Below are 25,226 nucleotides of genomic sequence, written 5' to 3' on the forward strand. Positions count from 1 at the left end.
GTGACTTGTTTTAATCGAGCGCAGCGAACCGGTTGTCACCTCCACCGCGAGGGGGCAAGACTTCATGCCCTTGCGCCTTTTTCTGTCTTGGCGTGACGCTGGCGACGATGCGCGTTGGGGCGATTCTACAGAATGAATCAGGGTTACTTATCCGCCCAGTCCGGTCCATATTTGCATTGAATATGCCCTAATTATAATCTGGCTATAATCATGGCATGGATGTCCTGAATAAGGCGTTGTTGCCGCGCCGCAAATTCATAGCCCATCTGGGGACGCTGGCTTGCGGCCCGCTGTTGTCGTCGTGCGAATTTAATGTCGAACCAGTTACGATTGGCCTGTATGTCTGGCCTGGCTATGAGCCCCTTCCCTTGGCGCGCACATTGGGTTGGCTGGACGAGAAGCAGGTCAGGCTGGTTGAAACCGGCTCTGCCAGCGATTCCCTGAAACTGCTTGCAGCGGGCAGGATCGACGGCGCCTATTTAACGCTGGACAAGGTATTGCGCGCCCGGGAAAACGGCATTCCGCTTTCGGTGCTGCTGGTCTGCGATATCTCTGCCGGGGCCGACATGTTGCTGGTACGCCCCGAAATCAAAACCCTCGCCGGCATCAAGGGGCGCAGGATAGGTGTCGAGGACGGGGCACTGGGGGCGCTGATGCTCTATGAAGTGCTGCGAGTGGCCGGACTCGGGATGGGAGATATCCGGCCGGTTTCGCTCCCGGGTGACCATCATGTGGACGCTTGGGAACACGGCGACATTGATGTGGCGGTAACCTCTGAGCCTGCCGCCACCAGAATCCTGGCAATGGGAGCGAACCGGTTGTTTGACAGCCGCAGGACTCCTGACTTGATTCTCGATGTGCTGGAGGTGCGAACCCCGCTGCTGGACCGCGCCCATGCCGACGCACTGCATCATCTGGTGGCGACGCATCTGCGCGCCCTGCGCCATATCAACACCGATCCGGATGACGCGTCCTACCGCATGGCGCAACATCTGAAGCTGCCGCACGAACAGGTAATGGCGGCATTCAGGGGACTGGTGCTGCCCGGTCTCAACGACAATATCCGCTTGCTCGCGGCATCTCCCCCTGAGTTGTTGAAGAGCGTCAAGGTAATTTGCGCTACGCTGTGCCAGGCCGGCCTCCTGCACAGGCAGGCTAATGTGGATGGGCTGTTGCGGCCGGAATATCTGCCCGAACCAGAGACTTCATGAACGCGATGGTTCGAAGCTGGCTTGCCGCCTGCTGTCTGCTCCTGATGGCAGGGCTGGCTTGCGCTCAGCAACAGATCAGGATCGGCATCCTCGCTTACCAGTCCAAGCCGAAGGTGCAGGCGCAGTGGGCTCCGTTGGCAACGGCGCTCAGCCAGGCCATTCCAGGGTATGCATTTGCCATTGATGCCTACGATCACGAACAAATGCGCGCCGCTGTCACGGCGCGGAATGTGGATTTCGTTCTCACCAATCCCGGCGACTATGTACTGATGCAGCACCGCAATGGCCTCTCCGCACCGCTCGCCACATTGATCAGCCGGGAGCAGGACAAGCCGGTTACCGCAACTGGCGGTGTCATCTTTACCCCCGCCTCCAGGACCGATATCCGCAAGCTGGAGGATTTGCGCGGCAAGACCGTGGCGATCGTCTCCACCGAATCCTGGGATGGCTACCAGATCCAGGCCTATGAGCTTGCCCAAAAAGGCTTGCGCATGCCGCAGGATGTCCAGTTTGCGCTGACCGACCTGTCCCATGACAATGTGGTCGATGCCATCCTCCTGGGCCAGGCGGATGCCGGCTTTGTGCGCACCGGCGTACTCGAAAGTCTTGCCAAAAAAGGCAAACTGGATCTTGCCGGGATTACTGTCCTTAACAGATGGGGTACAGATTTTCCCTTCCAAACGTCGACGCGGCTCTACCCCGAATGGCCCGTTGCCGCCCTGGCCCATACTGACCGGAATTTGATGCGCAAAGTCGCGGCTTTCCTGCTCAGTCTTGATGAGAATGCCGCTCTCACCCGGGATTTGCATATTTACGGGTTCAATGTTTCCGCGAACTACTCTCCCGTGGAGGGCATGTTGCAAGAACTGCGCATGCCGCCCTTTGGCGGAACGCCGGTCTTTACTCCGCAAGATGTCTGGAAAAAATACTTCTGGTTAATTGTGGCGGGATTGACCGCGGCGGGGGTTTTCCTGCTGCTCTGGCTACGCCTGCTGCGGGTTAACCACCGCCTGAAAACCGAAAAGGCCCTGGTGCAGAGTCAGGCCGCGGAGCTCAAGAAAAGCAAAGACCTGATTCACTCGGTCATCGAGGGGACTTCCGATGTCATATATGTCAAGGACGCAAATGGCCGCTATACGCTATTCAATTCGGCAGGTGCCAAACTTGCGGGAAAGAGCATCAACGAGGTTATCGGCAAGGATGACACTTTTTTGTTGTCCCATGAAGAAGCCAGGGAGGTGATGGCTGCCGATCAACTCGTCATGGCCTCCGGCAAGGTCAGGACTTATGAGCAAAAAATAACGGCAGCAACTGGAGAAGTGGTCACCCTTCATATCACCAAGGGTCCCTTGTTTGATGAAATAGGCAACGTTACCGCCCTGTTCTGTATCGCACGTGACATTACCGAGAAAAAGAAATCCGAGGAACTCATCTGGCGACAGGCCAGCTTCGACACCTTGACCGGGCTACCCAACCGGCGCATGGTATTCGACCGCCTGGAGCACGAGATCAAGGTATCGAACCGAGAAGGCATCCCCTTGGCGCTGCTTTTCATCGACCTGGATCATTTCAAGGAGGTGAACGACACCCTTGGTCATCAGGCGGGCGATGATCTGCTCAAGGAAGCCGCCCAGCGCCTGGTGAACTGCGTGCGCGAGTCAGACACGGTGGGCCGCTATGGCGGCGATGAATTCGTCATCATCCTGGGCAGTCTGGAGGACATCGGCAGTGCGGAACGCGTTGCCGGCGAACTGCTGCTCAAACTGGCCGAACCGTTCCGGCTCGGCGAAGCGACGGCTCTTGTCTCGGGCAGCATCGGCATTGCTGTCCATCCAAACGATGCGCGGGATGTTGCGATCCTGATCAAGTGCGCCGACTTTGCGATGTACGAAGCCAAACGTCTGGGACGAAACCGTTTCCACTTCTTTTCTTCCGTCATTTAGCCAAGACGGCAAAGGCAGGTCCTGCCTGCCCGCACAGGAGGCAAGCTCCTGTGCGGGCAACAAATTGCAGTCCCTGAGAAAAGCTATTTTCTGCGCGGCGGCGGCAGGTCGGTGCAGCTGCCGTGCGCGACTTCAGCGGCAAGGCCGACGGTTTCGCCCAGCGTCGGGTGCGGGTGAATGGTCTTGCCGATGTCTTCGGCATCGGCGCCCATCTCGATCGCCAGCGCGATCTCGCCGATGATGTCGCCCGCGCTGGGGCCGACGATGCCGCCGCCGATAATGCGTTTGGTCTCGGCATCGAACAGCAGTTTGGTGAAGCCGTAGTCGGCGCCGTTGGCGATGGCGCGGCCCGAGGCGGCCCAGGGGAACAAACCCTTGCTGATGCTGCGGCCTTCGGCCCTGGCTTGGTCTTCAGTGACGCCAACCCAGGCGACCTCGGGGTCGGTGTAGGCCACCGACGGAATCACGACAGCATCGAAGTGACTCTTGTGTCCGGCTGCTGCTTCGGCCGCGACATGGCCTTCATGCACGGCTTTGTGCGCCAGCATGGGTTGGCCGACGATATCGCCGATGGCGAAAATGTGCGGCACATTGGTGCGCAGTTGCGAATCGACGGCGATGAAGCCGCGTGCGTCGACATTGACGCCAGCTTTATCGGCATCGAGCTTTTTGCCATTCGGGCTGCGCCCGGCGGCGACCAGCACCAGGTCGTAGCATTGCGGCGCGGCGGGTGCCTGTTCGCCCTCGAAGGTTACCCAGATGCCGCCGGTCTTTGCTTCGACCTTCGTTGTTTTCGTTTTCAGCATGACCTTGTCGAAACGCGGTGCATTGCGCTTTTCCCAGACCTTGACCAGGTCGCGATCGACACCCGTCATCAGGCCATCGAGCATTTCCACCACCGAAATACGCGCACCCAGGGTCGAGTACACCGTCGCCATTTCAAGGCCGATGATGCCGCCGCCGATCACCAGCATCTGTTTCGGCACGGCCGCGAGTTCGAGCGCGCCGGTGGAATCGACGATGCGCGGATCGCCCGGGATGAAGGGCAGCTTCACCGCCTGCGAACCGGCGGCGATGATGGCTTGCGCGAACTTCACCACCTTGACGCCGGCATCGGTCGCCACGGCCAGATGATGCGGATCGGCGAACTTGCCGACACCCTCTAGCACCTGCACCTTGCGCGCCTTGGCCATGCCGGAAAGTCCGGAAGTCAATTTCTCAACGACCTTGTCCTTGTGTGCGCGCAGCTTGTCCAGATCAACTTTCGGCGTGTTGAAATCGACGCCAAGGGCGGCGAAATGCGCGGCTTCTTCCATCACGGCCGCCACATGCAGCAGCGCCTTCGAGGGAATGCAACCGACATTGAGACAGACGCCGCCCAACGTCGGATAACGTTCGACCAGCACCACCTTAAGGCCGAGATCGGCGGCGCGAAAGGCGGCGGAATAACCGCCAGGTCCGGCGCCAAGCACGACGAGGTCGATCTCAATATCGGCCTTGCCAGCAAAGCTGGCAGCAGCAGAAGGAATGGCAGCCGGTGTCACGGGCACAGCCGCGGGAGCGGCTTGCCGCGCTTCCGTTTTTGTCGCGCTTGCAGCCTCGGTATCGAGCAGCATAATCAAACTGCCTTCCTTGACCTTGTCGCCGGGCTTGACCCTGATTTCCTTTATCGTGCCGGCCGCGGGCGCCGGAATGTCCAGCGTTGCCTTGTCCGATTCCAGCGTGATCAGGCTGTCCTCGGCGTTGACCCTGTCGCCAACCTTGACCAAAACCTCGATCACCGGCACATCGGCGAAATCGCCGATGTGGGGTACCTTGACTTCTGTCGTGCTCATGCCAGCAGCTTTCCGGTTTCGGCCAGCAATGCGGCCAGTTTTTTGCAAAAGCGCGCGGCAGCGGCGCCGTCAATAACGCGGTGGTCATAGGATAGCGAGAGCGGCAGCATCAGGCGCGGCACGAACTCCCTGCCATTCCAGCGTGGCTGCATTTCGCTTTTCGAGACACCGAGAATCGCCACTTCGGGCGCGTTGATGATAGGCGTGAAGCTGGTGCCGCCGATGCCGCCGAGGCTCGATATGCTGAAGCAGCCACCCTGCATCTCGGCTCCACTCAGTTTGCCGTCGCGTGCCTTCTTCGCCAGCGCGGCGGCTTCCCCCGCGATCTCGAACACGCTCTTCCGGTCGGCGTCGCGGATCACCGGCACCACCAGTCCCTGCGGCGTGTCGGCGGCGAAGCCGATGTGGTAATAGCGCTTCAATACCAGGGTGTCGCCGTCAAGCGAGGCATTGAAATTGGGAAACTGCTTCAGCATCAGCACGCTGGCCTTGATCAGGAAGGCGAGCATGGTCAGCTTCGCGCCGCCGGCCTCGGTTGGCTGTGCCCCCGGCTCAGATTTTTGGTCTGAGCCGCCCCCCGTGGGGGCCAAGTCAATCCTGGGGCGGCCCGGCGATTGACTTGTGAGCTTGTTCGATTCCATGCGAAACGCTTCGAGTTCGGTGATGTCAGCGGCATCGAACTGCGTGACGTGGGGAATCAATACCCAGTTGCGCGCGAGATTGGCGCCGGAAAGTTTCTGGATGCGCGACAGCGGCTGCGCCTCGACCGGGCCAAACTTGCTGAAGTCGATCTTCGGCCATGGCAACAGGTCAAGTCCGCCGCCGGCTGTTGCGGGCACGGCCGCAGCAGCCGAACTTAGCGTGCGCTTGACATAGCCCTTGACATCGTCGGCAGTAATACGCCCCTTGGGCCCGTTGCCGGTCAGCAGCGCAAGGTTGACGCCGAGTTCGCGTGCCAAAGCGCGCACCGATGGGCTGGCATGGGGCTTGAGGCCGCTTGGGCCACTGGCTGCCGCCGCAGGTATTGCCGCTGGGGCGGCAACCGCCGGCGCGGTCTGCGGTACCGGTTGCTTTGGCGGCGGCGTCTTGACGGCTTGCGGAGCAGCAACCTCCGCTGGTGCAGGAGGTGCAGGAGTTTTAGCGGCCCCCTCGCCTGGTTCAAGCAGCAACACCAGACTGCCCTCGGACAGCTTGTCGCCGAGGTTCACTTTTAGCTCCTTCACCGTACCGGCCAACGGCGTTGGCACATCGACGGTCGCCTTGTCCGATTCCAGCGTGATCAGCGATTGCTCGGCGGCGACCGTATCTCCCGCTTTGACCAGAATGTCGATGACGGGGACATCCTTGAAGTCACCGATGTCCGGTACCTTGATTTCGATGGTTGCGCCCATGTCAGACTCCCACCGGATTCGGCTTCTCGGCGTTGAGACCGTATTTCTTGATGGCTTCCTTCACCACCTGCGACTTGAGCGCACCTTCCTCGACCAGTGCCTTTAGTGCGGCGAGCGTAATCCAGTAACGGTCGACCTCGAAAAAATGGCGCAGCTTTTCGCGCGTATCGGAACGGCCGAAACCATCGGTACCGAGTACCACATAGCGGCGCGGCACAAAAGCGCGAATCTGGTCGGCGAACAGGTGCACATAATCGGTGGCGGCAATCACCGGACCCTGCGTTGACGCGAGGCAATGAGTGACATGAGCGACGCGCTGTTTGCTGTCGGGATGCAGGCGGTTCCAGCGTTCCACGTCGTGGCCATCGCGCGCCAGTTCGGTGAAGCTGGGGCAGGACCAGAGATCAGCCGCGACGCCCCAATCCTGTTTCAGCAGGTCGGCGGCGGCAACGGCCTCGCGGAAAATGCTGCCGCTGCCGAGCAGTTGCACCTGTGGACTCTTGGGCCCCTTGGCCGCGACGCCCTTGCGGAATGAATACATGCCCTTGAGAATGTCCGCTTCCGCGCCCTCCGGCAGCGCCGGATGTTCGTAGTTCTCGTTCATCACCGTGATGTAATAGAACACATCCTCCTGTTCCGCCACCATGCGGCGCAGGCCGTCCTGCACGATGACCGCGACCTCGTAAGCGAAGGTAGGGTCGTAGGCAATGCAGTTGGGAACCACGCCGGCCAGCACGTGGCTGTGGCCGTCCTCGTGCTGCAGGCCTTCGCCGTTGAGCGTGGTGCGGCCCGAGGTGCCGCCGATGAGGAAGCCGCGCGAACGCTGGTCGCCGGCCGCCCACACCAGATCCATGGTGCGCTGCATGCCGAACATCGAATAGAAGATGTAGACCGGAATCATCTGCACGCCGTGGGTCGAATAAGCGGTGGCGGCGGCGATCCAGCTGGCCATGGCACCGGGTTCGTTGATGCCTTCCTGCAAAATCTGGCCGTCTTTCGATTCCCTGTAGAACATCAACAGGTCGGCATCCTGCGGCACATATTTCTGGCCTTCCTGATTCCAGATGCCGATCTGGCGGAACATTCCCTCCATGCCGAAAGTGCGCGATTCATCCGCCACGATGGGCACCACGCGCTTGCCGATGGCCTTGTCGCGCAGCATGACTTGCAGGATGCGGACGAAGGCCATGGTGCTGGAGAATTCGCGGCCCTCGCCCGAGGCCTTGAGCATGGTATCGAAGGCGCTGAGCGGCGGCACCGGCAACGGATCGACGCGGCGCTTGCGCCTGGCGAGAATGCCACCCAGGGCCTCACGCCGTTCCTTCATGTAGCGGAACTCGGGCGAGTCTTCGGCAAACTTCAGATAGGGCAGTTTCTCGATATCTTCATCCTTGATCGGCAACTTGAAGCGATCGCGGAATCCACGCAACGCATCGGGCCCCATTTTTTTCTGCTGATGCGTGATGTTCTGCGCTTCGCCCGAATCACCCATGCCATAACCCTTGATGGTCTTGGCCAGAATCACCGTGGGTTGGCTGCGGTGGTTCACCGCAGCGTGATAGGCCGCGTACACCTTGCGCGGATCGTGGCCGCCGCGGTTAAGCCGCCTGATGTCCTGGTCGGTCCAGTTGGCGACCATTTTTGCCAGCTCCGGGTATCTGCCGAAAAAGTGCTCGCGCACATAAGCGCCGTCGCGCGCCTTGAAGTTCTGGTAGTCGCCGTCGATGCATTCCATCATGAGCTGTCGCAGCAGGCCGTTCTTGTCCTGCGCCAGCAATGAGTCCCAGTCGCCGCCCCAGATGACCTTGATGACGTTCCAGCCGGCACCGCGAAAATCCGATTCGAGTTCCTGGATGATCTTGCCGTTGCCGCGCACCGGGCCGTCGAGGCGTTGCAGATTGCAGTTCACCACGAAGATCAAATTGTCGAGTTTCTCGCGCCCGGCCATGCCGATGGCGCCCAACGACTCGGGCTCGTCCATTTCCCCGTCGCCCATGAAGGCCCACACCTTGCGGCCTTCCGTTTGCGTCAGGCCGCGGTCCTGCAGGTACTTCATGAAACGCGCCTGGTAGATAGCCTGCAGCGGCCCCAGTCCCATTGACACGGTGGGGAATTGCCAGAAGTACGGCATCAGCCACGGATGCGGGTAAGACGAGAGACCCTTGCCATCCACTTCGCGGCGGAAGTTGTCCAACTGTTCTTCGGAAACGCCGCCGAGCATGAAGGCGCGGGAGTAAACGCCGGGCGACGAGTGTCCCTGGAAGAACACCAAGTCGCCGCCGTGATTCGCGGAAGGCGCATGCCAGAAATGGTTGTAGCCGACATCGAACAGCGTGGCGGCGGAAGCAAAACTGGCGATATGCCCGCCCAGCCCCGAATGGTTGCGGTTCGCGCGCAGCACCATGGCCAACGCGTTCCAGCGCACATAGGAGCGGATCCTGTGCTCGATCTCGTAGTCGCCCGGCATCGTGGCCTGCTGGTCAACGGGGATGGTGTTGATGTAATCGGTAGTCGCCGAGTAGGCGATGTTGATGCCGGCACGGTGGCCGGTCTGGATCAGTTGCTCGATCAGGTAATGCGCGCGCTCGGGTCCTTCATGTTCAATGACGGCTTCCAGAGCGTCGATCCATTCACGCGTTTCTTCCGCGTCACCATCGGTAGACGGCAACGCGGGGTCAAATAATGCGGCCATTCGCAAATCTCCTTGTGGGCTATTGCAGGGCCGAGCTTAACCTATTCTTGGTCTGCCGATAATGCTGGACGAGCAGCCCGCGAAACGAGATAATTGGGCAACTAACCCTGTGCCTGGAATGGTTTTCCGCATGGGTTAATTTTTTTTAAATATTCACTTATCATGACCGCACGAATTCTCGATGGCAATGCCATCTCCGCCCTGTTGCGTGAGGAACTGGCAGTGCGCGCGGCGGCACTCAAGGCGCGCGGCATCACTCCCTGTCTGGCGGTGATCCTGGTCGGCGAAGATCCCGCCTCGGCCGTCTATGTGCGCAACAAGGTCGCGGGTTGCGAAAAGACCGGCCTGCGTTCGATCAAGGATGTCTATCCCGCTGCTGTCGATCCGGCCGTGGTGCTGGCGCGCATCGCCGAACTCAATGCCGATCCCACCGTGCATGGCATCCTGGTGCAGTTGCCGCTGCCGAAACAGTTTGATGCCGATGTCGTGCTCGAAGCCATCGCGCCGGAAAAGGATGTCGACGGTTTTCATGCCGAGAACGTCGGCGCGCTGATGCAGGGCAATCCGCGCTTCATTCCCTGCACCCCCTACGGCGTCATAAAAATGCTCGAGCGCGGGAAAGTCGTGTTGAAAGGCGCCGAAGCCGTCATCGTCGGTCGCAGCAACATCGTCGGCAAGCCGATGGCCATGCTGTTGCTGGCCAAGAGCTGCACCGTCACCGTCTGCCACTCGCAATCGAAGGATCTCGCCTTTCACACGCGCCGCGCCGACATACTGGTCGCCGCGGTCGGTCGCGCGAGAATGATCACCGGCGACATGATCAAGCCCGGCGCCACCGTGATTGACGTCGGCATCAACCGCACGCCCGAAGGCAAGCTCTGCGGCGACGTCGATTTCGAATCGGCCAAGGAAGTGGCCGGCCTGATCACGCCGGTGCCGGGCGGCGTCGGCCCGATGACCATTACCATGCTGCTCACCAATACCCTCGAATCGGCTGAAAGGACACTGAAATGAGCCACCCCCTCATTGGCATTGTCATGGGTTCGGATAACGATTGGCCGCTGTTGCGTGCCGCCGCCGCGACCCTCAAGCAGTTCGGTGTTCCTTACGAAGCCAAGGTGCTCTCGGCGCACCGCACGCCGGACGAGGCACTCGACTACGCCAGCGGTGCCGCCGAACGCGGCCTCAAGGTGCTGATCGGCGCCGCCGGCGGCGCCGCGCATCTGGCCGGCGTGCTGGCCGCGAAAACCCAACTGCCGGTGCTGGCAGTGCCGATGCCCTCCAAGCATTTGCAGGGCCTCGATTCCCTGCTGGCCATGGTGCAGATGCCCGCCGGCATTCCCGTCGCCACTTTCGCCATCGGCGAAGCCGGCGCCATCAATGCCGCGTTGTTCGCCGTCGCCATGCTGGCGCTGGGCGATGCCAAACTCGCAGCAAAGCTGGATAAATTCCGCCGCGCGCAGACCGAGAAAGTGCTGGCGAAAAAACTGACCGACCTGCCCTGATCGCGACCGCCATGCGCGAGACTGAATTGCTGCGCGCGGTGGAACTGCTGCGCGCCGGCGAACTCGTCGCCTTCCCGACCGAGACGGTGTACGGCCTCGGCGCCGATGCCGGTAACCCCGTGGCGCTGGCGAAAATTTTTGCCGCGAAGGGCCGCCCCGCCGACCACCCGCTCATCGTGCATATCGCCGATATCTCGCATCTCGGCCAATGGGCGCGCGAAATCCCGGACGCGGCGCATCTATTGGCCAAGGCCTTCTGGCCCGGCCCGCTGACCCTGATTCTCAAGCGCCAGCCCAACGTACCCGATCTCGTTACCGGCGGCCAGGATACCGTGGGTTTGCGCATCCCCAACCATCCGCTCGCCTTGCAACTGCTCACGATGTTCAACGGCGCGGGCGGCAGCGGATTGGCCGCACCCTCGGCCAATCGCTTCGGCCGCATCAGTCCCACCAGCGCGCAGCATGTGCGCGATGAACTCGGCGCTGCGGTGGCGCTGGTGCTCGACGGCGGGCCGTGCACGGTCGGCATCGAATCGACCATCGTCGATCTCTCGCGCGACGAACCCGTCATCCTGCGCCCCGGCATCATCAGCGCGGAACAGATCGCGCAGGCGCTGCATCGAAGTTTTCCCCTCGCACCTGGCGGGAGAGGGTGCCATGAAGCGGCGGGAGAGGGGATAACCGTTCGTCCTGAACAAAACCGTCATTCCCGCGCAGGCGGGAATCCAGCGACTTCAGCCCCCCGTGCCCCCGGTTCACTCGCCGCGCACTACGCCCCTGCCACCCCTATGCGTCTTGTACCCGCCGCCACGCTGGCAGCCGAAGTCGAACGCTGTATGCATGCCGGCCGGCGCATCGCCGTGCTCTCCGTGCACCCATTCGCCGCGCATGAGCGTCTGCTGTGGCGGCAAGCATCCAGCGCGGCCGGCCAGTACGCGCACGACCTCTACCTTAATCTGCGTACGCTCGATCAGGCGGGCGTCGATCTCATCCTCGTCGAAGCGCCACCGCAGGGGTCGGAATGGACCGCGGTCAATGACCGGCTGGGACGAGCAGCGTTCGGGTCGAGTGGTCAATAAACGTCATTTGCCCCGAGCCTGTCCTGAGCAAAGCCGAAGGGGACAAAAGTTCGGGCGGCGACCCCGTGGTCGTTTTGCTATACTGCGCGCCTCTTTTCGGGGAAGTAGCTCAGCTGGGAGAGCGTCGCGTTCGCAATGCGAAGGTCGGGAGTTCGATCCTCCTCTTCTCCACCAAGTAACCATGCGGGTTTCCGCTTACTACATAGAAAAAAAGGTCATGACCAAGCGGGTCTTGTAGCTAATAAGTAGGAATGCAATAGAACCAAAGGGCCGGAACATTTCCGGCCCTTTCTTTTTCAAGCTCGAAATGAGTAACTCTAAGTGTGCCGAGTCGCTGGCAAGCAATAAGTCCGGAACTCGGCCGCTACGGTCATTGGGATATGTTATTGCCAACGGCAGCAACGATTCAATCAGCAGCCGTAGGCGCTATTTCTTCTTTTTCTTCGCCGCGGCAGACAAAAGCGAAGTCAACGACTCGTATCGCTTAAACAAGAAAGCGACGCGTTCTGCTTCGCTTGCGAATGATTTCTTCCCATAGGCTGCGTCCACCGCTTTGTCGAGCGATCGATGGGCGGCGCTGAGGTCCGGAGGCATCGCCAAGGGGTCGTATAGATCGGCGAAAGTCGACGCTGGATATCTTGACCTCGCATTGAGAACCTCTTGGGCGGCTTTCTCCACAGCCACGGTTTGCTTCTCGTCCGGCTCCGGCCACGGAAAGTTGTTGTAAACAATACCGGCGGAGTAACGGTAGTCGCTCTTGAGGCGCCCGCAGACAGCCCGAACCCAAGCCATATGCATCAGGGAAGTCAAAACGCCGAAGTGAAACAACCCGGCATCCGCGATCGTGAACAGTTCCGTATTCGCGATGATGGCCTGCGGCAGAAATCCTATCGGGATATAGGCGCGGCGCTCCGAGGATGTCTTGGGAATCGCTAGATAGGTTCCCGATGGCTGGCGGATCTCACCAAACAAGGTCGGCGTGGCAGCTAGGGCCTGAGTCGCCTCTCTAGGGCTCGCCGCCCGATGCTCCCTGACCTTCTCTAAACGGCCTTTGACAAGGGGAAGGGATCGCAACTCAGCTGGCGATATTCCATTGAGCCAAAGACACCAGCGCTCAATTCCGTTGATGAACTCTTCGCTGCCAAGGATGAGGCGCAGCCATGGTTCTGCCTTCCGCTCTTCAGCCACCAGGGACTTCTTCTGCTCGGGGTCGAGCAGAAGATGCCCCCCATCGTTCGGCATGCTGCCAAAAGCGATCGCAGGGACGCTAGGTTTAAAGTGGCTGCGGCGCTTCGTGAGGAAGTTGTCGTCGCCTTCTACGAGATATGGGTTGATATTGCTGACTTTGAGCGCGTGGGGCTCTCCCTGCAGGGTCTCGTAATCGAAAAGAGTCTTCGCCACCCCGTCATGGAGGGCGAAGCCGATGATGACGCAATGGACTGCCGCCTTGCCGCGGGCTTCCGAGGACCACTGGAAGGTCCGGTGCGCGAAATGTATCTTGGCGCCGAGCCTGTAAAGCTCGCTCCAAAGAACGCCTACTTGCTCGCCTTGTGTGATCGAGTTGGTGGACACAAACGCCGTCCTGATCGCGGGGTTCGCGGTCATGTGGCTGATTGCTTTGCGGTGCCAGCAGGAGACGTAGTCGAGCACGCCATTGCCCTTGACGCCTGCGAACACGCGCGCAACTTCCGCCTTTTGTTGCGAGGTTTGCTATTGCTTCCCAGCGAACGGCGGATTGCCGACTATGTAGGAGCAATCAGCCGGGGCGATGACATTCATCCAGTCGAGGGACAGGGCGTTCTTGTTGAGGATGTTCGGCGCCTTCTTCAGCGGTAAGCGAGCAAAGTAATTGCCGAACGTCTCGGATACGCGCAAGTTCATCTGGTGGTCGGTAAGCCAAAGGGCAACTTGGGCAATCTGCGAGGGGAATTCCTCTATCTCTATCCCATAGAGCTGGTCAACGTCCACCTGGACGAGGCTGGACAGGTCGAAGTCCAAATGCTGCGTTTGCCGCAGATGCTCTATCGTCCGCAGCAATTCAAGTTCAAGCAGGCGCAGCTCACGGTAGGCGATCACAAGGAAGTTTCCGCATCCGCAGGCGGGATCGAAGATGCGCGTAGTCGCCAGCTTCTTATGGAAAGCTGGCAGCGCCTTCGGGTTGTAGCGGATGCGCTCGAACTCCTCATGGAGAGCGTCGAGGAACAAGGGCCGCAGGGCCTTGAGGATGTTCGTCTCGTTCGTGTAGTGCGCGCCGAGCTCGCGCCGGGCCTCCTCGTCCATAATGGACTGGAAGAGTGAGCCGAATATGGCCGGAGAAATGCGGCTCCAATTCAGGGCTCCACATTCGAGCAAGGTGTTGCGCATCGCAGAATCGAAGCTCGTCAGCGGCAGTTGCTCAGCGAAGAGCTTGCCATTGACATACTTGAACGCGGCCAGAGATTCATCGAGGTTCTTGTGTCGCTTCTCATGCGGCGTGTCGAGCACTTGGAAAAGCTGGGCGAGAAGCGGGCCGAGGTCGCTGCCGTCGTCCGCCGTCCGCTGCTCTATCCAATCGGTGAATTGGCGTTGCTCGAAGATCGCGGTGTCTTCCGCGAATACACAGAAGAGCAAACGGACAAGGAAGACTTCAAGGGCATGCCCCTCGTAGCCCGACGCCTTTAGTTGGTCGTGCAGCTTGCCGAGCTTCTCGGCGGCTTGCACGTTGACTGGATCCTCTTGGCCGAAGCTGCGTGTCTGATAGCCTGCGATGAAACCGAAGCGGCGGATCTGCTTATGAAGGTCTTTTAGCGGGAACTCGTGCTCTTTGTCCTCTTCGAGGTCGTAGAGCCGCATTCGGGCGAAATCAGAGACGACGACGAACCGTGGCAAGTCGCGTTCCTTGAGCCCGGAGAAATACTCAAACGCCTGGTGTTCCGCGCGGTCGAGGTCCTTGCCGCGAGACTTGTGCTCCACAAGCAGAGTGCCGCGCCAAAGCAGATCGATGAAGCCGCCTTTGCCGTCACCTTTTTTGACCGGCGTCTCGAACGAGGCGACGCGGCGACGGGTAATGCCGAAGACATTGAAGAATGCATCCCAAAATGACTTAGCCTCGGCGTCCTCTGACGACTCGTCCGCCCATTCTTTAGAGAAGGCAAGCGCGCGGTCTCTTATCTCGTTCCACGATAGCGGCATTTAGCGATTGTAGCAGCCGAAAGGTGGGTAGCCTCGCGGCCACGGCTCATCAAGTATATTTCCATTTGTTGTTCTCGATGCCAGAAGGCCGAGTAGTGACCACATTCCAACAAAGGGCGCTGGCAATGGCGGCGACCGCCACGACACCGGCCATTAAAGTGACCCGACGCCACCGGCAGCAATGGCCGACGAGTTTTAATTGACCTTCTGTCAGGTTCCGAAGTACACCGGTCATTCGGATGGCGGCTTTGTTCGGAGCGCGAAGGTCGGCAGTTGGTCGGTACGGACGCCATCGCGCAGGACGTCGGAATCGCCCAAAGGCAAAACCGACACAACCTCCTCTTCTTCACCAGGTAACCATGCTGGATTCAGCCACAGCCGTTCGATGGAACTCCGCACCGATTATCTTGCTTGCTCGATACCGGACATTAGCGAACTGCTGTTCCCGGCAATTTGCAGACATCTAAGGAAACAAAAGTTCCGTTAAGAGGCAGACAGTCAGCCATTACGCAATCGTGCTACCAATTAATTGTCATTGTGGCCCTAACGCCTCAACTCACAAACTGCTCATTTTAGTGGGGGCACTCCGACTGCTGCCGATACCAGTTCCAATATCAGCCCTCGTAACCAACGGTTGCCAGGATCGTGGTGATACCGCTCATGCCAGTGTTGCTTGACCGCATAATCGGGCATCTGGAATGGCAATGGGAAGATGCTGAATTCGCCTCGTCCGCGCAGAAGTTCTGCAAGGCGCCGTGGGATGATCATCAACAGGTCAGTATGCTCAATGACGAAGGCGGCACCGACGAAATTCGGAATGGTCAGCGCGATTCGCCGGTGGATGCCTTGCTTGGCAAGTTCCTGGTCGATCATCTGGTGGCCGGTGCCGGCAGTGGTGAAAACCACGTGATCCTCGCTCTCGAACCGCTTGCGGCTGAGGCCGTTGCGGATGCGCGGATGATCGGCACTGGCCAGCACGACGTAATGTTGACGAAACAGCACCTGCTGATAGAAACCCGCCTCCAGATGTGGCATGAAGCCGATCGCCAGGTCGGCCGTACCAGTCTCCAGCAACTGCGCACTCGTATTGGCATCTTTCAGCGGGACAACCTCGATTCGTACGTTGGGCGCCGTAGCACGTAGCCGGCTCCATAGCTTCGGCAACAAAACGAGCTGGCTGATGTCGGCCATGCAAATGCGAAAGCAGCGCTCCGACTCTGCCGGCGCAAAGGTACTGCGATGCCCTAGCGCTGTGTCGAGCGCAGCGAGCGCAGCGCGAATCGGCTGCACGAGTTCCTCGCCGAGCGGCGTCGGGTCCATTCCAGTGCTGGTGCGGACAAACAGCGGATCACCGAAATGCTGGCGCAGTTTGGACAGCGCAATGCTCACTGCCGGCTGACCGAGACCGAGTGAGTCGGCGGTGCGGCTGACACTGCGGGTCTTGTAGATCTCGTCAAAGATGCTCAGTTGACGAATGTCGGGAGTCATCATGGCCACCTGTCTATTCGAATTTCGAATACTTTATATTTAATTTATTGCATAGACGGAATGATATCGCATCGATACAGTTCCAACATGATATGAAACTACTGATCGCCTAATCGAAACCCAATTTTCGACAATAGGCATTGGGGCATGCAATGGAGGGTCAAATGCAAGAACTTGGTCGGCTTGAGGACCTGCCGGAAAGCTACCGCGCAGCTCTGACCGCGCAGAATCTGGTTCCCCTGTGGCCCAGTCTCCGCGCCGTGCTGCCCCCCGGCAAACCGGCGCGCCGTACGCAACCGATCTGCTGGTCTTACGCCGAACTGCGCCCCCTGTTGATGCAGGCCGGCGAACTGACCCCAATCGAAAAGGCCGAGCGACGCGTCCTGGTGCTGGCGAACCCTGGTCACGGCTTGGAGAAGATGCAAGCCAGCTCCTCTATCTACCTCGGCATGCAGTTGCTGTTGCCCGGCGAATGGGCCCCGGCTCATCGCCACACGCCCAACGCGGTTCGGATGATCGTCGAGGGAGAAGGTGCTTACACTACGGTCGATGGCCAAAAGTGTCTGATGAACCGCGGCGACCTAATCCTGACGCCGACCGGCTTTTGGCACGAACACGGCCATGATGGCGAGGAGCCGGTGGTCTGGCTCGACGTGTTGGACCTACCGCTGGTTTATTACCTGGAAACCTCCTACATCACCGAAGGCAAGGCGCAGTTGGTCACCCACGAAGCCAGCGAGCGTGCCTATCTGCGGGGTGGCGTTGTCCCTTCGCCGGTTTTCGCTCGCACCAACAGCCCCTGCCCAATGATGCGCTATCCCTGGGCCGAAGTCCGTGCGGCGCTGCAAGCACTCGCCGACAGCCAGCCCAAAATCGACGCGGTTCAGGTCGCCTATGTCAACCCGGAGACTGGCGCCGACTGCCAGAACATTCTCGGATTCTCGGCACTGATGCTGCGCCCCGGCGAAACGCTAACACTCCCCGCCCGCTCGCCGGCTATGGTCATGCATCAGATCGAAGGTTGCAGCGAGGTCGTCATCGGGGACCATCGCTTCGTGCTGGCTGAAGCCGACACCTGTTGTGCCCCCGGTTACTTGCCAGTGACGCTGAAGAACCGCTCTGCTGATCAACCCGCCTACGCCTTTCTTGCTGACGAGTCGCCCTTGCACAAGAAACTCGGTATCTACGAAGTGCGCAATTGATACACCATTCGGAGACTTAACAACGATGAATCTGCCCAACTACCTGTGGAATCCGCCACCCGTCTATTCGCTGGCAGTGCGCGGCAACGACGCTCGCTATCCTGTGTCACGAATATTCTGCGTTGGCCGAAACTACCACTCCCACGCTGTCGAAATGGGTGTGCCGGTGGACAAGACCAATGCCCGGCCCTTTTACTTCACCAAATCAGCTTCAACCCTGGTCGAATCTGGCGCCACCGTACCCTATCCCTGCGGTACCAGCAACTATCAATATGAGATGGAACTCGTCGTGGCGATTGGCGCAGCCGGGTTCCGCGTTGCCGAAGCCGATGCCGCTGGCCTGATCTATGGTTATGCCGCCGGCCTGGACATGACTCGTCGCGACCTGCAACAGGTTGCCCGTGAACAGGGCCGGCCCTGGGATCTCGGCAAGGATTTCGAACTGTCGGCTGTGTGCTCCGAGATTGTCCCGATCGGTAAACCCGGGGTGCTTGGCACCGGCGCGATCACACTCGCAGTCAATGGACGGCAACGCCAGTCCGCTGATCTCTCGCAGCTGATTTGGAGTATCCCCGAACTGATTGCCGATCTCTCGAAGTTTTACCACCTGCAACCCGGCGATCTGATCTATAGCGGTACGCCAGAAGGTGTAGGCGCGGTCAAATCCGGCGACAGGATCATCGGCTATATCGAGGGTGTCGGAGACGTGTCATTGAACATCGGCCAGCCCGAGTGATTTTCATGGACCAGTCATGGAAGTGGCCACGACAAATTATCCCAATCCAATGAGGAGACAATACATGACACAGCAAGCTCCCGTAATCGTCGCCGGTGGCGGCATTGGCGGCCTAGCCGCCGCGCTGGCGCTGGTGCGCCAAGGTTTCTCGGTCAAAGTGCTGGAGCAGTCCCCCGAAATTGGTGAAATCGGGGCCGGCATCCAGCTCGGCCCCAACGCATTTCACGCCTTCGATGCCCTGGGCGTCGGCGATAAGGCACGCAGCCGCTCGGTGTTTACCGATGAGATGGTGATGCATGATGCCCTGGATGAGACTCTCGTCGGCCGCATCCCGACCGGCGAGGCGTTCCGCAAGCGCTTCGGTAACCCCTACGCGGTGATCCACCGTGTCGATGTGCACCATTCTCTGCTGGAGGGTGCGCAGGAAACCGGTCGTGTCGAAATCCTGACCTCGACCCGGGTGGATCGTATCGAGCAAAACGCTGAGAGCGTAACCGTCTATGACCAGCACGGTAAGATCCATCGGGGCATTGCGCTGATTGGTGCCGACGGCGTCAAGTCGGTGGTGCGCCAGCAATACATCGGCGATCCGCCGCGCGTTTCGGGCCACGTGGTGTATCGGGCAGTCGTCGACAAAAAGGATTTCCCGGCCGATCTGCAGTGGAACGCGGCGAGCATCTGGGTCGGCCCCAATTACCATCTGGTGCACTATCCGCTGCGTGGCGGTGAGCAGTACAACGTCGTAGTGACCTTTCACAGCCGTAACAAGGAGGAGTGGGGAGTCACCGAAGGCAGCCACGAAGAAGTGCAGTCTTACTTCACTGATACCTGCCCGCGGGCGCGCCGATTGATTGACCTGCCCAAGAGCTGGAAACGTTGGGCTACCGCCGATCGTGAACCCATCGCACAGTGGTCTTTTGGACGTGTGACACTGCTCGGCGATGCCGCGCATCCAGCGCTGCAATACCTGGCACAAGGTGCTTGCATGGCGCTGGAAGATGGCGTGACGCTGGGCGAAGCGCTGCGCCTCAACAGCAACGACTTCATCAAGGCCTTCGATCTCTACCAGCGGTCGCGGGTTGCCCGGACCGCACGGATCGTGCTGTCGTCGCGTGAGATGGGACGTATCTACCACGCCAAGGGGGTCGAGCGACTGGTACGCAACGACCTGTGGAAGGGGCGTACACCCGAGCGCTTCTACGATGCGATGGAGTGGCTGTACGGATGGAATGTCGGCAACTGTCTGGCCGCCGCCTGAGCCTGGAGATCAACGATGCAGCTTTACAACTTCTTTGCCAGTGGCACCTCGCACCGGTTGCGCATTGCGCTAAACCTGAAGGGCCTCGACTACGATTATGTCGCGGTCGACCTGCGCAGCGAAGAGCATCTCGGCGCCGCCTTCAAGGAACTTAATCCGCAGGGCCTGGTGCCGGCTCTGGTGGACGATGACCTAATCCTGACGCAGTCGCCGGCGATCATCGAATGGCTGGAAGAGCGTTATCCGACGCCAGCGCTGCTTCCCGCCGATGCGAACGCCAGAGCGCGCGTGCGGGCACTGGCGGCAATTGTTGGCTGCGACATCCACCCGCTCAACAATCGCCGCGTACTGATCTACCTGCGCCAGGAGTTTGGCTGCGACGAAACGCGCGTCAATGCCTGGTGCCGACGCTGGATAGACGAAGGCTTCCAGGCGACCGAGCGGCTGTTGAGTCAGGATCGGGCGCGCGGCGGTTTTTGCTACGGGTCGCAGCCGTCTCTCGCAGATGTATACCTAATTCCACAGATCGCCAGCGCTCGGCGTTTCGGCGTCGACCTCTCTCTCTATCCGGAGATTCTTCAAGCTGAGCAGCACTGTCTGGCATTACCCGCATTTGCCGATGCAGCGCCCAATCGACAACCGGACTATAAGGCCCAATGAGTCTTTATTACTTCGACCCGGGCTTTGTCTCCTGCATGTGCGCCGCCCTCGACGCGTTTTGGCGCGCCCATCAGACATGAAACCATCGCGCCTCGAATTCGTCGTCGATTTCGCCGATTGCGATCCGGCGCGCATTGTCTACTATCCGCGGTATTTCGAATGGTTCGACCGTGCCACCGAGCGCCTGTTTCGAGAGCGCGGCTTGGCGTGGCCGGAACTGTGGGCGCAATATCGGCTAGCGGGGTTTCCGATCGTGGACGCGGCGGCGAAGTTTCTTGGGCCGTCGCGTTTTGGCGATCACATCATCATCGAGAGTTGGATCGGCGAGTGGCGCAACAAGCTGTTTCAGGTGCAACATCGCGTGATCAACGCTGATCAGACTGTAGTAGAGGGACACGAGTTGCGCGTCTGGGCCTTGCGCGATCCAGTCAATCCTGAAGGCATGAAGGCTGGCCCGATACCTATGGAAATTCGCGCACGTTTCGAGGAATGAGAGGAGAACCGCATGGAAAACGTTTGGAAAAACAGCCTGCCACGGCTTAACGAACAGGCACCCGACTTTTCGGTCAAGACCACCCAGGGACCGCGCAAGCTGGAGGACTATCGCGGCAAATGGCTGATCCTGTTCTCCCACCCGGCGGATTTCACCCCGGTGTGCACCTCCGAGATCGTCGCCTTTTCCCGCGCCCATGCCCGATTCAAGGCGCTTGGTTGCGAGCTATTGGGGCTGTCGATCGACAGCAACTTCGCCCACCTGGCCTGGATCCGCAATATCCGCGACAACTTTGACGTCGACGTCCCTTTCCCCATCATCGAGGATCTGTCGATGCGTGTCGCGCAAGACTACGGCATGATCCAGTCCGGCGCCAGTGATACGTCGACGGTGCGTGCGGCATTTTTCATTGATCCGGAATCCAAAGTACAGGCGATGGTGTATTACCCGATGAGCAATGGCCGTTCGGTGGATGAGTTCCTGCGCATGCTGGCGGCAATGCAGACCGCAGACCGGTACTGTGTTGCCACGCCCGAAGGCTGGCAGCCGGGCGAGAAGGTGGTGGTACCACCGCCGACGACTATCGCCGATGCGGACGCGCGCGCCAAGGCTGGCTATGAATACGTGGATTGGTATTTTTCCAAGACCGAGCTGCCAAAGGCGCGTCCCAAGCCGACTCGTGCGAAAAAGCGTTAGCCCGGATATTTCATGAGGCGAGGTCGGTGGAACCGCCGTAAGGCGCGTTAATACAGGTGTTCAGGACGGAAATTAACGAGGTTCCGCCGATGCCAAATTGTAGCGTTCAGCAAGAGATTTGATCAACGCCTCTCCCCATGCCTGCCGCCCCAACCGCGATAGATTCCGAACTCAATAGATGGATAGTAATAGGCGGGAGGTGCGTAATAGACAGGCGGCGCTTCGTATTCGTAATAGCCCTGCGACCTTGGGTAATAACCAGGTGCAGCAGGTACGACAACGCATCCACCCAAAATCATCAGCATCGATAATGCAGACATTGCTTTAATGGTTTTCATGATCACGTCCTCTCTGAGTGATTAGACGTTTCAGAACGCGTTTGGAGCACAGGGTTTGTGTAACAGCTTGTTGTAGGGTTGGCGTTTTCACGGCGCCGCGGGTAACGCGGCAATGACAGGCAGATTGTTGCCGTTCCAGGGTTGCCCCATTTTTATGCTGCCGGGTCACTTCAATGCCGGCAAGGGCGCCAGCAGTGCCTGAATATCCGCTTCGGAGAATTTCACTTCGCCGGCGCCATCGCTGGACAGAACGCTATCTGCCAGCGCCGCTTTTCTTTCCTGCAGGGCGAGGATCTTTTCTTCTATGCTGCCGGCGACGATCAGCTTGTACACAAACACCGGCTTGGTCTGGCCGAGGCGATGGGCGCGGTCGGTGGCCTGGTTTTCCACCGCCGGGTTCCACCACGGATCGTAGTGGATAACGGTGTCGGCGGCGGTGAGGTTGAGGCCGACGCCGCCCGCCTTGAGGCTGATCAGGAAGACCGGCACCGTGCCTTCCTGGAAGCGGCGGATTTGCGTTTCGCGATCCTGTGTCTGACCGGTGAGCAGCGCATAGTCGAGGCCGGCCTGTTTGAGCTCATCCTCGATCAGCGCCAGCATGGTGGTGAATTGGGAGAAGACGAGTACCTTGCGGCCTTCGTCCACTAATTCTGGCAGCATACCCATGAGCTGATCCAGCTTGGCCCGTTCCTTGACCTTTTGCGCCGCTCCGGATTTGACCAGGCGCGGATCGCAGCAGACCTGGCGCAACTTGAGCAGGGCATCGAGCAGGATGATCTGGCTGCGGGCGAAACCCTTTGCCGCAATTGCGTCGCGTACCTGCTTGTCCATGGCGCTACGCACGGTTTCGTAAAGGTCGCGCTGCCCGGCTTGCAACTCCACGCTGCGTAGAATGATGGTCTTGGCCGGCAACTCCTTGGCCACATCTTCCTTGCGGCGGCGCAGGATGAAGGGGCGAATGCGTTGCGCCAGCAGTTGTCCGCGCAGGTTGTTGCCCTGTTTTTCAATAGGCGTGCGCCAGGTTTTGGTGAAGGCCTTGGCGTCGCCGAGAAAACCCGGCAGCAAAAAGTCAAACTGGGACCAGAGTTCGCCCAAGTGATTTTCCAGCGGTGTGCCGGTGAGGCAGAGGCGATGGCGAGCCTTGATCTGGCGCACCACGGCGGCGCCCTGGCTAGAGGCATTCTTGACGGTCTGCGCTTCGTCTAGGATGAGGAATGCATACTCGTGTTTGGCCAGTTCCTCCGCATCGCGCCACAGCAGCGGGTAGGTGGTCAGCACCAGATCGTGATGGGCGATGTCGGCAAAGCGCTCGTGGCGCGCCTTGCCTTGCAAAGAAAGGACTGACAGGCCCGGTGCGAAGCGGGCCGTTTCCAGCTTCCAGTTGAAAATCAGTGAAGTCGGCAACACGATCAGGGCCGGGCGATCCAGCCGTCCGGCCTCTTTTTCGAGCAGCAGATGGGCCAGTGCCTGCGCCGTCTTGCCCAAGCCCATATCGTCGGCGAGGATGCCGGCCAGATCGTGTTCGCGCAGGTATTGCAGCCAGGCCAGACCTTCCAGTTGATAGTGGCGCAGCGTCAGCGCAAAACCTGCGGGTGCCGCTATGGCTTTTACCGAGTCCAACCCGGCGATTTTTTGCATCATGCGCTGGATCGCTTCCAGCCCTTCCACTCGCCAGCCGGCGTCCAAAGCGGTGAGCCGCTGCGCATCGAATTGCGAAATCCGCAGCGGCCCTGGCGTCTTTCCCGTTACCCCATCAAACAGATCGATCAGGGTTTGCGCCAGGGGCTTGATCCGTTCGGCCTTGACCCGGATGCGCTGTCCCTGCGGTGTGAATAATTCGACAGCGTCGCTGCCGCTGATCTTTTCAAGTTGTTTCGCATCCAGCCAGCGCGGATCGTTGCGGAACAGCTCGGCCAACAGCGGCGCCAAAGACAGGCGCCGGTCCTCGACCACGATGCCCATGTCGATATCGAACCAGCCGCTTTCCGTTTCCGTGATCTCCGCTTCCCACGCCGCCACGTTCAGGAAGTGATGGCGAAAGTATTCCGGCATTGCGATTTCCCATCCCTCGGCGCGCAGGCGCGGCAGGGTTTCGCTCATGAAAGCGGGCCAGGCCGCTTCATTTTGCAGCACCATGAAGGCGGACACGTCTTGTGGCGGGAATATTGACACGGCATTCTTTGGAATGGACTCAAATCCCAGTGCCTTCAATTGCGCCAGCCATTGCGCTTCTGCGCCGGGCTGGCGCTTGATGTGCACGGGTTCGCCGCTCGCCAGGACGACGATCTCGTGTTTGTCGTTGGCATCGAACACGGTTTCCTCATAGCGAAAGCCGACTTGTGCCACATCCAGCGCCATGCCCCAGGCATGGGCGGGGTATTGGCGCAGCATGTGGAGCGTGGACGCCTCCAGGGTGTTCAACTTCAGTTGCGGTATGGGCGCAACATCGATGGTCCGCGCCGCCTCCATAACGGGCGGCGACACGCCGGGTGCCGTCGCCGCCAATACATCCGTGGCAAGTCGTGCTTCGGCTTCATTCAATGGCGGCGCGGCAAGAATGCGGGCGATCACTGCGGATGGGCTATCAAAGACCAGCTCGCCGACTTCGTGCCGTTCGCCGTCCACATACCAGGGAGGATTCAGCGGCAAGGCCCAGCTTGCGGCCGGCTCGGCCTTGGCTTGGGCGCAGAAGCGGCCAAGCGCATCGTGCCGCCAGAAAATGCTGGCCGGCCGCGCGGGGCCCGGCCTGAGCGGTCTCATGGCGAAACCGTTGGCGTAGAGCCTGCCCGTCTCCACCATTCTGGAAAGAATGTCGGCGCCGTGCCGGCCCATGATCGATAAATCGCCACGATATGGCACCCGGCTGCGATTTTGCGCGAGCAAAAGACGCAGGATGCCCACGTCGTCATCATCAATGAAGCTGAATGGGCGCGACAAGGCTTGCTCGAAGTTGTACCATGGGGCGGGCTTGCCAATCAGCATGCCATTGCCGTCGATGCGCCCCTTGAGACAGCCGACACGAAACTCGCGCAGGTCATCGGCGTAAGCAATCAACCAGAACAGTTGTTGCTTGGGTTTGGTGACGGCGCTGCCCGGCCCTGTCGCCATCTGACGCAATGCCTCGATCCATTCCAATGCGGCGGGCGTGACGCGGTCTACGCGATCACGCACTTCGATGGTCTTGAGCAAGGCTGCCGCAACATGCTTGCAATAGCCGCCTACCGGACAGGTACAGATAATCCTGGCCGGGAAATTGCGGCCGTTAGGCGACAGCGTCACGGCTACCCGATAGGGCTTCGCGGCCGTTCCTTGCACCTTGGCGTTGATCTGACTATCACTAATGTCGAGGTCGGTTACCGCATCGAGGTAACTTTGCGCTTTTGCCACTTCGCGAGAAGAAAGCCAGTTCGCTACGTCCGTGACGGTGAAACAATCCGTTGGATTCATCCAGGGATTTTATTCGGAGGCGAGACGTTGCGGTATTAAGCCTTCCCATGGAAACTGGGGCATGAAACGCCAACAAGAGCA

The 25,226-nt window shown here is 59.9% G+C and carries 18 protein-coding genes, 1 tRNA gene and 1 pseudogene; 12 read left to right on the top strand and 8 right to left on the bottom strand.

Annotated elements, in window-relative coordinates; genetic code table 11:
* Positions 1 to 215 precede the first annotated feature (215 nt).
* Positions 216 to 1,211 carry an ABC transporter substrate-binding protein gene (locus K5E80_RS12260; RefSeq protein WP_220636422.1) on the top strand — a complete coding sequence of 332 codons (996 nt, stop codon included), beginning with the start codon at positions 216 to 218 and terminating at the stop codon, positions 1,209 to 1,211.
* Positions 1,208 to 3,154, top strand: a complete 1,947-nt coding sequence (locus K5E80_RS12265; protein WP_220636423.1) for a diguanylate cyclase domain-containing protein — start codon at positions 1,208 to 1,210, stop codon at positions 3,152 to 3,154. Before K5E80_RS12260 ends, K5E80_RS12265 begins: the two co-directional genes overlap by 4 nt.
* A gap of 83 nt (positions 3,155 to 3,237) precedes the next feature.
* Here the strand turns inward: K5E80_RS12265 and lpdA are convergent, their stop codons facing one another.
* The 3 genes from lpdA to aceE are packed head-to-tail and all read right to left on the bottom strand — an operon-like array spanning position 3,238 to position 9,072.
* Positions 3,238 to 4,989 (bottom strand): dihydrolipoyl dehydrogenase, encoded by a 1,752-nt coding sequence (gene lpdA, locus K5E80_RS12270; protein WP_220636424.1) that lies wholly within the window; start codon positions 4,987 to 4,989, stop codon positions 3,238 to 3,240.
* The gene (locus K5E80_RS12275) at positions 4,986 to 6,380 is read right to left on the bottom strand and encodes a dihydrolipoyllysine-residue acetyltransferase (protein WP_220636425.1); all 1,395 of its coding nucleotides are present in this window, start codon (positions 6,378 to 6,380) and stop codon (positions 4,986 to 4,988) included. Before K5E80_RS12275 ends, lpdA begins: the two co-directional genes overlap by 4 nt.
* Position 6,381: 1 nt before the next feature.
* The gene (aceE, locus tag K5E80_RS12280; protein ID WP_220636426.1) at positions 6,382 to 9,072 is read right to left on the bottom strand and encodes a pyruvate dehydrogenase (acetyl-transferring), homodimeric type; all 2,691 of its coding nucleotides are present in this window, start codon (positions 9,070 to 9,072) and stop codon (positions 6,382 to 6,384) included.
* A gap of 162 nt (positions 9,073 to 9,234) precedes the next feature.
* Here aceE and folD point away from each other — a divergent pair, with 162 nt between their 5' ends.
* The 4 genes from folD to K5E80_RS12300 all read left to right on the top strand — a co-directional run bounded on the left by folD (position 9,235) and on the right by K5E80_RS12300 (position 11,830).
* Positions 9,235 to 10,086: a bifunctional methylenetetrahydrofolate dehydrogenase/methenyltetrahydrofolate cyclohydrolase FolD gene (gene folD, locus K5E80_RS12285; RefSeq protein WP_220636427.1), complete on the top strand. Its 852-nt coding sequence runs from the start codon at positions 9,235 to 9,237 to the stop codon at positions 10,084 to 10,086.
* Positions 10,083 to 10,577 carry a 5-(carboxyamino)imidazole ribonucleotide mutase gene (gene purE / locus K5E80_RS12290; RefSeq protein WP_220636428.1) on the top strand — a complete coding sequence of 165 codons (495 nt, stop codon included), beginning with the start codon at positions 10,083 to 10,085 and terminating at the stop codon, positions 10,575 to 10,577. The genes folD and purE overlap by 4 nt, the downstream gene beginning before the upstream one ends.
* 11 nt (positions 10,578 to 10,588) lie before the next feature.
* Entirely contained in the window at positions 10,589 to 11,656 is a 1,068-nt protein-coding gene (locus tag K5E80_RS12295; RefSeq protein ID WP_220636429.1) for an L-threonylcarbamoyladenylate synthase, read from the top strand.
* A 98-nt stretch (positions 11,657 to 11,754) separates the two neighbouring features.
* Positions 11,755 to 11,830: transfer RNA gene (locus K5E80_RS12300), tRNA-Ala, on the top strand.
* A gap of 252 nt (positions 11,831 to 12,082) precedes the next feature.
* Here the strand turns inward: K5E80_RS12300 and K5E80_RS16785 are convergent.
* The 3 genes and pseudogenes from K5E80_RS16785 to K5E80_RS12310 all read right to left on the bottom strand — a co-directional run bounded on the left by K5E80_RS16785 (position 12,083) and on the right by K5E80_RS12310 (position 16,318).
* Positions 12,083 to 13,057 carry a type IIL restriction-modification enzyme MmeI gene (locus K5E80_RS16785; protein WP_343213263.1) on the bottom strand — a complete coding sequence of 325 codons (975 nt, stop codon included), beginning with the start codon at positions 13,055 to 13,057 and terminating at the stop codon, positions 12,083 to 12,085.
* Positions 13,052 to 14,827 (bottom strand): annotated as a pseudogene (locus tag K5E80_RS16790) (DNA methyltransferase); the annotation flags it as partial. The gene K5E80_RS16785 and the pseudogene K5E80_RS16790, both read right to left, overlap by 6 nt.
* Positions 14,828 to 15,394: 567 nt before the next feature.
* Positions 15,395 to 16,318: a LysR family transcriptional regulator gene (locus K5E80_RS12310; protein ID WP_220636430.1), complete on the bottom strand. Its 924-nt coding sequence runs from the start codon at positions 16,316 to 16,318 to the stop codon at positions 15,395 to 15,397.
* Between the two features lie 161 nt (positions 16,319 to 16,479).
* Between K5E80_RS12310 and K5E80_RS12315 the strand changes: the two genes are divergently transcribed.
* From K5E80_RS12315 to K5E80_RS12340, 6 genes are all read left to right on the top strand, one after another.
* Positions 16,480 to 17,517 carry a cupin domain-containing protein gene (locus K5E80_RS12315; RefSeq protein WP_220636431.1) on the top strand — a complete coding sequence of 346 codons (1,038 nt, stop codon included), beginning with the start codon at positions 16,480 to 16,482 and terminating at the stop codon, positions 17,515 to 17,517.
* A gap of 25 nt (positions 17,518 to 17,542) precedes the next feature.
* Positions 17,543 to 18,253, top strand: coding sequence for a fumarylacetoacetate hydrolase family protein (locus K5E80_RS12320; RefSeq protein ID WP_220636432.1), 711 nt, complete (start codon positions 17,543 to 17,545; stop codon positions 18,251 to 18,253).
* Between the two features lie 64 nt (positions 18,254 to 18,317).
* Positions 18,318 to 19,511: a 3-hydroxybenzoate 6-monooxygenase gene (locus tag K5E80_RS12325; protein ID WP_220636433.1), complete on the top strand. Its 1,194-nt coding sequence runs from the start codon at positions 18,318 to 18,320 to the stop codon at positions 19,509 to 19,511.
* 15 nt (positions 19,512 to 19,526) lie between these two features.
* Positions 19,527 to 20,171, top strand: a complete 645-nt coding sequence (maiA, locus tag K5E80_RS12330) for a maleylacetoacetate isomerase (protein ID WP_220636434.1) — start codon at positions 19,527 to 19,529, stop codon at positions 20,169 to 20,171.
* Between the two features lie 76 nt (positions 20,172 to 20,247).
* Positions 20,248 to 20,664: an acyl-CoA thioesterase gene (locus K5E80_RS12335; protein WP_220636435.1), complete on the top strand. Its 417-nt coding sequence runs from the start codon at positions 20,248 to 20,250 to the stop codon at positions 20,662 to 20,664.
* 12 nt (positions 20,665 to 20,676) lie between these two features.
* A complete protein-coding gene (locus tag K5E80_RS12340; RefSeq protein ID WP_220636436.1) occupies positions 20,677 to 21,360 on the top strand; it encodes a peroxiredoxin in 684 nt (227 codons plus the stop codon).
* A 122-nt stretch (positions 21,361 to 21,482) separates the two neighbouring features.
* Here the strand turns inward: K5E80_RS12340 and K5E80_RS12345 are convergent, their stop codons facing one another.
* Both K5E80_RS12345 and K5E80_RS12350 read right to left on the bottom strand, forming a co-directional pair.
* Positions 21,483 to 21,698, bottom strand: a complete 216-nt coding sequence (locus tag K5E80_RS12345) for a hypothetical protein (RefSeq protein WP_220636437.1) — start codon at positions 21,696 to 21,698, stop codon at positions 21,483 to 21,485.
* Positions 21,699 to 21,863: 165 nt separating this feature from the next.
* Positions 21,864 to 25,145: a DEAD/DEAH box helicase gene (locus K5E80_RS12350; RefSeq protein WP_220636438.1), complete on the bottom strand. Its 3,282-nt coding sequence runs from the start codon at positions 25,143 to 25,145 to the stop codon at positions 21,864 to 21,866.
* Between the last annotated feature and the right edge of the window lie 81 nt (positions 25,146 to 25,226).

Origin of the sequence: Georgfuchsia toluolica (assembly GCF_907163265.1) — a bacterium.
Taxonomy (GTDB): domain Bacteria; phylum Pseudomonadota; class Gammaproteobacteria; order Burkholderiales; family Rhodocyclaceae; genus Georgfuchsia; species Georgfuchsia toluolica.